General features: G+C 66.1%; 12 protein-coding genes. 3 read left to right on the top strand and 9 right to left on the bottom strand.

What is annotated here, in order from left to right; genetic code table 11:
- The first annotated feature begins 95 nt into the window (after window positions 1-95).
- Window positions 96-1,265 carry an acetylornithine deacetylase gene (gene argE, locus DW2_RS14535; RefSeq protein ID WP_038147782.1) on the top strand — a complete coding sequence of 390 codons (1,170 nt, stop codon included), beginning with the start codon at window positions 96-98 and terminating at the stop codon, window positions 1,263-1,265.
- A 7-nt stretch (window positions 1,266-1,272) separates the two neighbouring features.
- Here the strand turns inward: argE and bhcA are convergent, their stop codons facing one another.
- Window positions 1,273-2,463, bottom strand: coding sequence for an L-aspartate--glyoxylate aminotransferase BhcA (bhcA, locus tag DW2_RS14530; protein ID WP_038147781.1), 1,191 nt, complete (start codon window positions 2,461-2,463; stop codon window positions 1,273-1,275).
- 194 nt (window positions 2,464-2,657) lie between these two features.
- On the opposite strand from bhcA, the gene bhcR reads away from it, so the two are divergent.
- Window positions 2,658-3,464 (top strand): HTH-type transcriptional regulator BhcR, encoded by an 807-nt coding sequence (gene bhcR / locus DW2_RS14525; protein WP_038147780.1) that lies wholly within the window; start codon window positions 2,658-2,660, stop codon window positions 3,462-3,464.
- Window positions 3,465-3,466: 2 nt separating this feature from the next.
- Here the strand turns inward: bhcR and DW2_RS14520 are convergent, their stop codons facing one another.
- From DW2_RS14520 to DW2_RS14500, 5 genes are all read right to left on the bottom strand, one after another.
- Entirely contained in the window at window positions 3,467-4,519 is a 1,053-nt protein-coding gene (locus DW2_RS14520) for an ABC transporter ATP-binding protein (protein WP_038147779.1), read from the bottom strand.
- Window positions 4,520-4,528: 9 nt separating this feature from the next.
- Window positions 4,529-5,365 (bottom strand): sn-glycerol-3-phosphate ABC transporter permease UgpE, encoded by an 837-nt coding sequence (gene ugpE / locus DW2_RS14515; protein ID WP_038147807.1) that lies wholly within the window; start codon window positions 5,363-5,365, stop codon window positions 4,529-4,531.
- 32 nt (window positions 5,366-5,397) lie between these two features.
- Window positions 5,398-6,279 (bottom strand): sn-glycerol-3-phosphate ABC transporter permease UgpA, encoded by an 882-nt coding sequence (gene ugpA, locus DW2_RS14510; RefSeq protein ID WP_038147778.1) that lies wholly within the window; start codon window positions 6,277-6,279, stop codon window positions 5,398-5,400.
- A 66-nt stretch (window positions 6,280-6,345) separates the two neighbouring features.
- Window positions 6,346-7,659 (bottom strand): sn-glycerol-3-phosphate ABC transporter substrate-binding protein UgpB, encoded by a 1,314-nt coding sequence (gene ugpB / locus DW2_RS14505; RefSeq protein WP_038147777.1) that lies wholly within the window; start codon window positions 7,657-7,659, stop codon window positions 6,346-6,348.
- Between the two features lie 342 nt (window positions 7,660-8,001).
- Window positions 8,002-9,150 (bottom strand): alpha-D-ribose 1-methylphosphonate 5-triphosphate diphosphatase, encoded by a 1,149-nt coding sequence (locus DW2_RS14500; protein WP_038147776.1) that lies wholly within the window; start codon window positions 9,148-9,150, stop codon window positions 8,002-8,004.
- 86 nt (window positions 9,151-9,236) lie between these two features.
- Between DW2_RS14500 and DW2_RS14495 the strand changes: the two genes are divergently transcribed.
- Entirely contained in the window at window positions 9,237-9,926 is a 690-nt protein-coding gene (locus tag DW2_RS14495; RefSeq protein WP_038147775.1) for a DUF1045 domain-containing protein, read from the top strand.
- On the opposite strand, the gene DW2_RS14490 is transcribed toward DW2_RS14495, so the two are convergent.
- From DW2_RS14490 to phnK, 3 genes are read right to left on the bottom strand one after another with little or no spacing between them, the layout of a single operon-like run.
- Entirely contained in the window at window positions 9,908-10,447 is a 540-nt protein-coding gene (locus DW2_RS14490; protein ID WP_038147774.1) for a hypothetical protein, read from the bottom strand. The two genes, DW2_RS14495 and DW2_RS14490, sit on opposite strands and share 19 nt — an antisense overlap.
- Window positions 10,444-11,136, bottom strand: coding sequence for a phosphonate C-P lyase system protein PhnL (gene phnL / locus DW2_RS14485; RefSeq protein ID WP_038147772.1), 693 nt, complete (start codon window positions 11,134-11,136; stop codon window positions 10,444-10,446). Before phnL ends, DW2_RS14490 begins: the two co-directional genes overlap by 4 nt.
- 4 nt (window positions 11,137-11,140) lie before the next feature.
- Window positions 11,141-11,902, bottom strand: coding sequence for a phosphonate C-P lyase system protein PhnK (phnK, locus tag DW2_RS14480; RefSeq protein ID WP_038147806.1), 762 nt, complete (start codon window positions 11,900-11,902; stop codon window positions 11,141-11,143).

Genomic DNA, 11,902 nt, shown 5'->3' with positions numbered 1-11,902 from the left:
CCTCGAGACCACCGAGACCATCCTGATCCGCGAGGACGGCCCCGCCGAACCGCTCTGCAACGTCCCCAGACAGCTCTTCGTCAAGGAGTGAGCGGATGGACGATCTCGAGCGCTGCACCGCGATCCTGCGCGAGCTGATCGCCTTCCCCACCGTCTCGCGCGACAGCAATCTCGAGGCGATCGCTTATATGGCCGAGATGCTCTCGGATGCGGGCGCGCGGGTCGAGATCCATCGCGACGCGACCGGGCACAAGGCCAATCTCTTCGCGACGCTCGGTCCGGAGGTCTCGGGCGGGCTGGTCCTCTCGGGCCATACCGACGTGGTCCCGGTCGAGGATCAGGACTGGTCGAGCGATCCCTTCACGCTGACCGAGCGCGACAGACGGCTCTACGGGCGCGGCACCTGTGACATGAAGGGCTTCATCGCGGCCTGCCTGGCGAAGCTCGACACGCTGCGCGCCGCGGCGACCGAGCGTCCGATCCATTTCGCCTTCACCCATGACGAGGAGGTCGGATGTCTCGGCGCGCGCAATCTGGTCGAACTGCTCGCCGAGCGCGAAGTGCGGCCCGCGATGGCGTTGATCGGAGAGCCGACGCTGATGCAGGTGATCGAGGGGCACAAGGGCTGCTGCGAATACACGGTGACCTTCTCTGGCGCAGAAGGGCATGGCTCGGCCCCCGAGCGCGGCGTCAACGCGGTCGAATATGCAGCGCGCTACATCACGCGCCTTCTGGAACTGCGCTCGGAGCTGATGGCGCGTGCCCCGGTCCCGTCGCGCTTCGACCCGCCCCAGACCACGATCAACGTGGGCGGTCTGCGCGGAGGGCATGCCCATAACGTGATCGCGGGCAAGGCGGTGCTCGACTGGGAGATGCGCCCGGTCGTTCCCGAGGATCAGGACTTCGTCAAGGAGGCGATCGCGCGCCATGTCGAGGAGGTGCTGCTGCCCGAGATGCGCGCGATCGCGCCTCATGCGCAGATCTCGACCGAGGTGATCGGCGAGGTGGCGGGATTGCTCCCGATGGAGCAGAACGCCGCGCGCGACCTGATCTTCCGCCTGACCGGCGCGAACCGGGCCGAGGTCGTGCCCTTCGGCACCGAGGCGGGGCTGTTCCAGCAGATCGGGATGAGCGCGGTGATCTGCGGGCCCGGCTCGATCGAGCAGGCCCACAAACCCGACGAATTCATCTCCCGCGACCAGCTCTCCCAGAGCCTCGAGATGCTCGAGCGGCTGGGGCGGAGCTATGGCGGCGCGGGGCGCTGAGCCGGGCTCAGGCCACCGCCTTGCGCAGCTCCGCCGGGGCCTGACGGTAATGCGCCTGCGCCGCCGCGACGCCGCTGCCCAGCTCGACCGGCAGCCCGAGATCGGCCATCGCCATCTCGGCGGTCGCGATCCCGGAAAGCGCCATCCCATCGGTCATCAACCCCAGATGGCCGATCCTGAACACCTTGCCCGCGACATCGCCCAGCCCCGCACCGAAGGCCACGCCATAGGTCCTGAGCGCATGGGCCACGATCTGGTTCGCGTCGAACCCGTCGGGCGTGCGCACCGCGCTGACGCTGTCGGAATAGAGTTCGGGCCGAACCGCGCAAAGCTCGAGCCCCCAGGCGGCCACCGCCTTGCGCACCCCTTCCGCGATCCGGTTGTGCCGGGAAAAGACCTGGTCGAGCCCTTCCGATAGCAGCATCTCGGTCGAAGCTTTGAGCCCGTTGATTAGCCCCACCGGCGGCGTGTAGGGAAAGCCGTTCGCCGCATAGGCGCCGCGCATGTCGCGGATATCGAAGAAGCAGCGCGGCAGGCGCGCGCTCTCGACCGCGGCCAGGGCCCTTTGGGAGAAGCCGATGATGGCGAGACCGGGCGGCAACATGAAACCCTTCTGGCTGCCGGTGACGGCGATATCGACGCCCCAGTCATCCATCCGGAAATCCATCGAACCGATCGAGCTGACCCCGTCGACGAAGAGCATCGCGGGATGACCCGCCGCGTCGAGCGCGCGCCGGATCGCGGCGATATCCGAGGTCACGCCGGTGGCGGTCTCGTTATGGGTGGCGAGCACGACCTTGATCGCGTGGCTCTTGTCGGCGCTCAGGATCTCGGCGAAGCGGTCGGTCGGAATGCCGTCGCCCCAGGCCTGCGTGACCACCTCGACATCGAGCCCGTGGCGCTGGCACATGTCGATCCATTTATGGCTGAAGAGCCCGTTGCGGCAGGCGAGAACCTTGTCTCCGGGCGAAAGGGTGTTGGTGATCGCGGTCTCCCAGCCGCCCGTCCCCGTCGACGGGAAGAGGAACACTTCGCCGGCCTCGGTCCTGAGCACCTTCTTCACCCCTTCGAGCGCGGGATGCAGGATATCGGCGAAACCGGGGCTGCGATGGTCCATCGTCGGCATGTCGATGGTCTTGCGCAGGCTTTCGGGAATGTTGGTCGGGCCCGGAATGAATACGGGATTGAGATGGATCATGACGCCTCCTCCTCTGGCTGCGCATAGATCTACCATGCAGGCCCAGAGGCCGATATTTTTCTGAAAACGGCGCAGCAGGCGCAAGAAATCCAAGAAAGCCCAGCCTGATCAGTGCGATACGTTTTTCATTCTGTGAAATATATTTTTGCTTTATGCTGCTTTAAAAAGTTTTTCGCATCACGGGAGGCAGGTTCATGGCCCCACCCCGCCGCAAGGGCCGCCCGAAAGGGTTCAACACCGACCCCGCCCAGGCCACCATCCAGGCGCTTGACCGGGCGCTCGACGTGCTCGATCTGCTTTCGCGCAACGAGGGGCTGAACCTCAGCGCGATCGCGCGCGAACTCGACCAGTCGCCCGCGACGATGCACCGGGTGCTCTCAACATTGCATGCGCGCGAATTCGTCGAGACTTCGCCCGAGGGACAGGACTGGCATATCGGCCCTGCCGCCTTCCGCATCGGATCAAGCTTCCTGCGCCATACCAATGTCTTCGAACGCGCCCGCCCCCTGATGCGCGAACTGATGCAGAGCACGGGCGAGACCTCGAATCTCGGGATCGAGCGGCAGGGCCAGGTGCTCTTTGCCGGGCAGGTCGAGACGCATCAGGCGATCCGGGCCTTCTTTCCGCCCGGAACGGTGGCGCCGATGCATGCCTCGGGGATCGGGAAGGCGCTGCTGAGCGGCTACGAACCCGAGCGGCTCGAGCGGTTGCTCGCGAGCTACGAGTTCCAGCGCTTCACCGGGAAAACGATCGCCGATGCCGAGACCTTGCGCGCCCAGCTCGAAACGGTGCGGGCGCGTGGCTATGCGCTCGATGACGAAGAACGCACCCTGGGGATGCGCTGCATCGCCGCTCCGATCTTCAACATTCACGCGGAGGCCGTGGCGGGAATCTCGATATCCGGCCCGGTCCAGCGCCTGCCCGATGCCCGGTTGCCCGAGATCGGCGACGCGGTGCGCCAGGCGGCGCGGGAGATCACCCACCAGATCAGCGCGGGCTGAGCTCAGTCCAGCCTCTTTCCGGTCTTCGGGTCGAAGAGATGGATATGCTCGGGCGTCACCGAAAGCCGCATCACCACGGCCTCGGCCTGCGCCGCATGCACCCCCGGCAGCGCCGCGGTGAGCGCCTCGCCCGACTCTTCGAGCGTGCCGTGCAGCAGCGTGTTCGCGCCCAGCGGCTCGGCCAGCGTGACGCGCAGAGACAGCGGGCCTTCCGGGTCGGGATGGAGATGCTCGGGGCGCATTCCGAGGCTCACCGGCCCGTCGGACGCCTGAACCGGAGCGATCGCGACCTCGCCGAGATACACCTTCCCGTCGCGGATCTCGGCGGGGAGGATATTCATCGAGGGGCTTCCGATGAACTGCGCGGCGAAGACCGTCACCGGGCGCTCATAGACTTCGAGGGGCGTCCCGATCTGCTCGGCCACCCCGCCGTTCATCACGATCATCCGGTCGGCCATCGTCATCGCCTCGACCTGATCGTGGGTCACATAAAGCGCGGTGATCCCGAGCTTGCGCTGCAATTCGCGGATCTCGACGCGCATCTGCACCCGCAGCTTGGCATCGAGGTTCGAAAGCGGCTCGTCGAACAGGAACACCGCCGGTTCGCGCACGATCGCGCGCCCCATCGCGACCCGCTGGCGCTGGCCGCCCGAGAGCTGGCGCGGTTTGCGGTCGAGATAGTCGGAAAGCTGCAGCAGCGTCGCGGCCTGCTCGACGCGGCGGTTGATCTCGTCCTTCGCCATGCCCGCGATCTTGAGCCCGTACCCCATGTTCTGGCGCACCGACATATGCGGGTAGAGCGCATAATTCTGGAACACCATCGCGATGTCGCGATCCATCGGTTCGAGTTCGTTCACCCGTTTCTCGCCGATGCGGATCTCGCCCTCGCTCACGCTTTCGAGCCCCGCGACCATGCGCAGGAGCGTCGATTTCCCGCAGCCCGAGGGGCCCACGATGACGATGAACTCGCCATCGCGGATATCCATCGAGATGCCGTGCAGCACATCGGTCGAGCCGAAGCGTTTCTTGATCTTGTCGAGCTCTACGGTAGCCATTGGTCGCCTTTATTTCTCGCTGTCCACGAGGCCGCGGATGAAGAGTTTCTGCATCGAGATCACCACGATCACCGGCGGGATCATCGCAAGGATCGACGTGGCCATGATGACCGGCCAGTCGGCGATGTCGTCCCCGCTGGGGAACATCTGCTTGAGGCCCATGACGATGGTGTTCATCTCGGGTTTGGTGGTGATCAGGAGCGGCCAGAGATACTGGTTCCAGCCATAGATGAAGAGGATCACGAAGAGCGCGGCGATATTGGTCCGGCTCATCGGGAGAAGGATGTCGACGAAGAAGCGCATCGGGCGCGCGCCATCGACGCGCGCGGCCTCGGCCAGCTCGTCGGGAACGGTGAGGAAGAACTGCCGGAACAGGAAGGTCGCCGTCGCCGAGGCGATGAGCGGCAGGATCAGGCCCGAATAGGAGTTCAGAAGCCCGAAGCCCGCGACGACCTGATAGGTCGGCACGATCCGCACCTCGACCGGCAGCATCAGGGTCAGGAAGATCATCCAGAAGAAGAACTTCCGCCCGGGAAACCGGAAATAGACGATGGCGAAGGCCGAGAGGAGCGAGATCGCGATCTTCCCGAGCGCGATCCCGAGCGCCATCACCAGCGAGTTCAGCAGCATCGTCGCGACCGGAACATTCACGCCGGAAAACAGCGCGCGCTTGTAATTCTCGATCAGGTGGCTGCCCGGCAGGACCGGCATCGGCGCCTGCGCGATCTCGGGCTGGGTGTGGGTCGAGGCGACGAAGGCCAGCCAGATCGGGAAGAAGATCACAAGCACGCCCGCGATCATCAGCGCATGGGTCAGCCAAAGCGCGCCTCCGCGCTTCTCGACCATGCCGGGGGGAGGTTCTTTGCGGATATCGGCCATCAGTAATGCACCCGCTTCTCGACGAACTTGAATTGCAGCACCGTCAGCAGGCCGACCACGACCAGCAACACCACCGATTGCGCTGCGGACGAGCCCAGATCCTGCCCCACGAAGCCGTCGGCATAGACCTTGTAGACGAGGATCGTGGTGGCCTGTTGCGGACCGCCCGATGTGATCGTGTGGATCACGCCGAAGGTCTCGAAGAAGGCATAGACGATGTTCACGACCAGCAGGAAGAAGGTCGTGGGCGACAGGAGCGGCAGCACGATCGTGAAGAAGCGCCGCCAGAACCGCGCCCCGTCGATCGCCGCGGCCTCGATCACCGATTTCGGCACCGCCTGCAGCGCCGCGAAATAGAACAGGAAGTTGTAGCTGATCCGTCCCCAGGACGAGGCCACGACCACAAGCCCCATCGCCTCGTTCTGGTTGAGCACATGGTTCCAGTCATAGCCGAGCTGGTTGAGATAGAAGGCCACCACGCCGATCCGGGTGTTGAACATGAACAGCCACAGCACGCCCGCGACCGCAGGGGCCACCGCGTAGGGCCAGATCAGCAGGGTGCGATAGGTCCCCGCCCCCTTCACGAGCCGGTCGGCGAGCACCGCGAGAAACAGCGCCGGCACCATGGAAACCAGCGTCACCAGCGTCGAGAAGACCGCCGTGGTGACGAAAGAGGCCCGATAATAGGGATCGTTGAACAGGAACTCGAAATTCCCGAGCCCCACATATTGCATCGACAGGCCGAACGGATCGGGAATGAAGAGCGATTGCCAGACCGCCTCGCCCGCCGGATAGAAGAAGAAGACCACCGAGATCAGCACCTGCGGCGCGATCAGCAGCAGCGGCAGCAGCCAGCCCTTGAAGGTAACGCGTTTATCCATGGCCCCGGTGTTCGCAAATGGAAAACCGCGGACGGGATGGCCCCGTCCGCGGCGGTTGTCAGGTGATCAGCGGTTGGCCGCTTCGAAGCGACGCAGCAGTTGGTTGCCACGCTCCACCGCGCTGTCGAGCGCTTCCTGAGCGGTCTTGTCGCCCGACCAGACGCCCTCGAGCTCCTCGTCGATGATGCCGCGGATCTGGTCGAAGTTGCCCAGACGCAGACCTTTCGAGTTCTCGGTCGGCGCGTTGGCGGTCATCTGCTTCACCGCGATATCGGTGCCGGGGTTCTTGTCGTAGAAGCCCTGCTCGCGGGTCAGTTCGGCCGCGGCCTTGGTGATCGGCAGGTAGCCGGTGTCCTGGTGCCACTTCGCCTGCACTTCGGGCGAGGAGAGGAAGTTCAGGAATTCGGCCACGCCCTTGTAGTGCTCGTCCGACTTGCCGGCCATGACCCAGAGCGACGCGCCCCCGATGATGGTGTTCTGCGGCGCACCCTTCACGTCACCCCAATAGGGCAGCGGATGGACCTCGAAGTTGAACTTGGCTTCCGACTTGATGCCCGCGTAACCGGCCGAGCTCTCGGTGAAGAGCGCGCAGGTCCCGGCGCGGAAATCGGCACCGCCCTCGTTGCGGCGGCCCTTGTAGACGAACTCGCCCTTCTTCGCCCAGTCGCCCAGCGTCTGGATATGCTTGACCTGCACCGGGCCGTTGAATTCGAGCTTGGTGTCGAGCCCGGCGAAACCGTTCTCTTCCGAAGCGAAGGGCACGTTGTGATAGGCCGAGAGGTTCTCGAGATGGATCCAGCTCTGCCAGGCAGTGGTCATCGGGCAATCGACGCCCGAGGACTTGAGCTGGTCGAGCACCTTGCCGACGTCTTCCCAGGTGGTGAGCGGCGCATCCTTGGCCACGCCCGCCTTGTCGAGCATGTCGCGGTTGACCCAGAGAACCGGGGTCGAGGAGTTGAAGGGCAGCGACAGCATCTTGCCGTCGGTGGTGGTGTAATAACCCTTCACCGCACCGATATAATCGTCGGAATTGAAGGGCACGCCCGCATCTTCCATCACCTGGTAGACCGGCTTGATGGCCCCCTTGGCGGCCATCATCGTCGCGGTGCCGACCTCGAAGACCATCAGGACATCGGGCTGCTCGCCGGCGCGGAACGCGGCGATGCCAGCATTCAGCGTTTCCGAGTAGTTGCCCTTGTGCGTTGCCACGACCTTGTATTCGTCCTGGCTGGCGTTGAACTGTTCGACCTGCGCATCGACCAGCTCACCGAGCCGGCCGGTGAAGGCGTGCCAGAACTGGATTTCGGTTTGCGCCGAAGCGGAAAGCGGCGCTGCGAGCGCCGCGGACGCGATAGCCGCGCCGAGTGCGAAATTCTTCATGTCGTCCTCCCATCCTGTAGCGGGATTCATTTGATTTTGGCGATCTGGACCCCTCGGAGGGCATCCGCGCTACGGCGCTTAGTTTGTCGATGTAACAGTATTAAAACAAGGCCGTGACCCGTTTGTGCAGTGCGCTCGCGGCGGCGCGAGCACACGGTTTCCGGATCCCTTTATTTTCTTGAATTTTACCGCTCGGATGGAATTCGGGGCGCCCTTGGCGCCCCGTCCGTTCACGGTTTTGTGATTGCGATTTGCGACCATTCCGAAAGCCTGCGAAAGATTTCGCTCAGATTCGCGCAACGGGATTCGGGGGATCGGAGCCCCGCCGGGGCCCTCGCAAGCTCACGCGACCCGCGCGCCTTTCACCCAGGTCCCGCGCAGCGCGCCCGAGCCGTTGATCCGCCGCACCCGGATCAGATCCGCCCGCTTGCCGATCTCGATCCGGCCACGATCGTCGAGCCCGACCGCCTGCGCGGGCGCCGCTGTCACCGTCGCCACACCGCGCGCCAGATCGTCCCAGAGATCGCCCAGGAGAAGCGCCGCCGAGAGGAGCGCCGAGGGGACGTAATCCGACGAGACGATATCGAGCAGATCGGCCTCCGCCAGTTCATGCGCCGCCACATTGCCGGAATGCGACCCGCCCCGGATCAGGTTCGGTGCGCCCATCATCACCGCGATCCCATGGGCGCGGCAGGCACGCGCGGCCTCCTGCGTGGTGGGGAATTCCGCGAAATGCACCCCCTGCCCGGCCGATTGCGCAACCTGGTCCGCAGTGGTGTCGTCATGGCTTGCCAGAACCGCTCCGAACCGGCCCGCCGCCGCGATTGCAGCCTCCAGGTGGGTCTGGCCGAGCCGTTCCTTGAGCGCGATCTGGCTTGCGACGTGATCGTCGAATTCCGCGTCGCTCAACCCGTGCTTTCCGCAGACATAGTCGCGCAGCTTCGTCAGGTCTCGAAACTGCCGCTCGCCGGGGGTGTGATCCATCAGGCTGACGATGCCCACACGATCCTCGGGACCGAATTTCGCCAGCTCGTCGAGCAGCGTCTCCGAGCAGGTCTCGGCCCGCAGGTGCAGGTAATGGCTGATCCGCAGCGCCTCGCTCGCCCGCATCTCGAGGATCTCGCTCGCGAGAGCGCGCGCATATTCGTGGTAATCGGCCCGGTTCGCCCCCGACACGCCGATCGAGCCCACCCGGAGCGCGTCGAAGACGGTGGTGATCCCGACCGAGGCCAGTTCCGCATCATGCGCGATGATCGCGGCCGCATGGGGCCAGTTGACCTTCGGGCGCGGCTCGATATGGCGCTCGAGATTGTCGGTATGCAGCTCGATCAGCCCCGGCATCAAGAGATCGCCGCCGCAATCGGCCGCCCCCGCGGGCACTTCGGTGCCCTGGTCGATCGCCGCGATCTCGCCCTCGCGGATCACGAGCGCCCCCCGGATCACCTCATCGGGCAGGACCAGTGTGGCATTGGCAAGGATCGTGTCGCTCATCTGAGGCTCCGTGGTATAGGGTTGTATCTCGCGCACTGCCGGGGAAATGTCACATCCCGGTGACGCGGGGATGCGAAGAGGCCAGCATGAACGAGTTCAAACGATATGCAATCTATCACGCGCCCGCCGAGCCGGGTCTGGCCGAGGCCGGGGCGCAATGGCTGGGATGGGACGCGGAGCGCGGTTGCGAGACCGCGCCCCCCGCGCTCGAAGGGCTGCCGCGGCCGCTGAGCGAGATCACCGCCGTCCCGCGCAAATATGGGTTTCACGCGACGATCAAGGCGCCGTTCCGCTTGTTCGAGGAGCGCTCGCTTGCCGAACTGGAAGAGGCGCTCGAGGCCCTGTCCGACGATCTCGCGCCGGTTCGGCTCGAGGCGATGGAGGTCGCGACGCTCGGCGATTTCCTGGCGCTCCGTCCGGTGGGCGATCTCGCGGCGCTGCGCGCCATGGCAGGCTCTGTCGTGGAGCGGCTCGATCCGCTGCGCGCGCCGCTGAGCGAGGCCGAGATCGCCAAGCGCAAGCCCGAGTCGCTCAGCCTGCGTCAGCGCGACCTGCTGACGCATTTCGGATACCCCTACGTCTTCGAGCAATTCGAGATGCACATGACGCTCAGCGGCCCGCTTCCGGCCGAGGAGCGCGCCCGGCTCGCGCCGATCGCCGAGGCCTTCTTCGCGCCGCATCTGCCCCGACCCTACGTGATCGGGGATCTGTGCCTCTTCGGTGAGGCGGCGGATGGTCGCTTCCACCTGATCCATCGCTACGCCCTGACCGGATGAAGCGCCGCGAGGAAGCGGATCACACCCTCTTCCTCGCCGGCATCGTTGCAGACCTGCCGGACCGGAAGTGCGGCGGGAAGCGGCTCGGTATTGCGCGCGATCCGGGCCTCGATCTGGGCCGCGCTCTCGCGCCCGCGCGCGGCGAGGCGTTCGGCGCGCAGAGGGACGGGCGCGATCACCTCGACCACCTCCAGCGCGGGGAACTGCGCCGCGGCCTCGGCCAGCGCGGCGCGCGAGCCGTTGAAGAGCACCGTCTCGCCTCGCTCGATCGGTTCGAGTTCGGCCCGCGCGACGCCGTAGCGCAACCCATGCGCGCGCCAATGCAGCGCGAAACGGTCCGCGGCGATGCGCGTGTCGAATTCCGCCTCGGTGAGGCTCTCGAAGGGCTCGGTCCCCGAGCGCGGGCGGGTGATCGAGCGCCGCGCCCAGTGCAGGCCCGGATCGCGCGCAAGCGCGCCACGGATCAGCGTGTCCTTGCCCGCACCGGAGGCGCCCACCACCGCGATCAGCCGCCCTTTCATGCCGCCCCCCGTCGCGCTTGCGGCGAGAACCCCGTGACATCGACCTTGCGGTCGCAGACCCGCGCCCGCGCCGCCTCGTCGTGGAAGATCCCGACGATCGCCGCGCCCCGGGTCTTCGCCTCCTCGATCAGCGCCAGAACCACTTCGCGGTTCGTCGCATCGAGCGAGGCGGTGGGTTCGTCGAGCAGGAGCGCCGGATAGGGATGGGCGAAACCGCGCGCGATGTTCACCCGCTGCTGCTCGCCGCCCGAGAAGGTGGTGGGCGAGAGCGCCCAGAGCCGCTCGGGGATATTGAGCATCGCCAGCAGGTCGCGCGCCCGCGCCTCGGCCTCCGCCTCGCCCGCGCCGAGCGACAGGAGCGGTTCGGCCACGACCCGCAGCGTAGGCACCCGCGGCACCACCCGCAGGAACTGGCTCACATAACCCAGCACTTCGCGCCTGAGCGCGATGATCTCGCGCGGGGAGGCCTGCGCGAGGTCCAGATCGCCCACCCGGATCGCCCCCGCATCGGCGAGGTAATTGCCCCAGATCATCCGCATCAGCGTGGACTTGCCCGCCCCCGACGCGCCGGTCAGCGCCACGCATTCGCCGCGCGCGACGCGCAGATGCGCGCCCGCCATCACCGGGATCACCGCGCCGCCCTGATTGTGCAGCGTGAAACTCTTGGAGAGGTTTTCGATCTCGATCATGGGCTCACACCTGCAAAACGGAAGACACGAGAAGCTGCGTATAGGGCGCCTGGGGATCGTCGAGAACCTGATCGGTCAGACCGTGCTCGATCACATGGCCGCCCTGCATCACCATCAGCCGGTCGGCCAGGAGCCGGGCCACGGCGAGGTCGTGGGTGACGAGGATCACCGAAAGCCCCATATCGCGCACCAGCCCCCGCAAAAGATCGAGGAGCCGCGCCTGCACGCTCACATCCAGCCCGCCGGTCGGCTCGTCCATGAAGACGAGCTTCGGCGCGGTCACGAGGTTGCGCGCGATCTGCAAGCGCTGCTGCATCCCGCCCGAGAACTGCCGCGGGCGGTCGTCGATCCGCCCCGCCTCGATCTCGACCCGGCCGAGCCAGTCGGTCGCGGCCTCGCGGATCGCGCCGTAATTGCGTGCGCCCACCGCCATCAGCCGCTCGCCCACATTGCCGCCCGCCGAGACGCCCATCCGGAGCCCGTCACGCGGGTTCTGATGCACGAAGGCCCAGTCGGTGCGCGCCAGAACCCGGCGCTCGGGCTCGCTCATCGCCACCGTGTCGCGCCCCTGATAGAGCACCCGGCCCTGATCGGGCGCCATCTGCCCCGCAAGGCAGGAGAGCAGCGTCGATTTGCCCGAACCGCTCTCGCCGACGATGCCCAGCACCTCGCCCGGCCAGAGATCGAAGCTCACATCCGCACAGCCGATCCGCGCGCCATAGCGCTTGCTCAGCGCCTCGACCTGCAGAAGCGGCGTCTCGCCCAT

The organism is Thioclava atlantica, assembly GCF_000737065.1.
Taxonomy (GTDB): domain Bacteria; phylum Pseudomonadota; class Alphaproteobacteria; order Rhodobacterales; family Rhodobacteraceae; genus Thioclava; species Thioclava atlantica.
The sequence above is the reverse complement of the archived record's forward strand: the minus strand, read 5'-3'. Positions and strand labels throughout refer to the sequence as shown.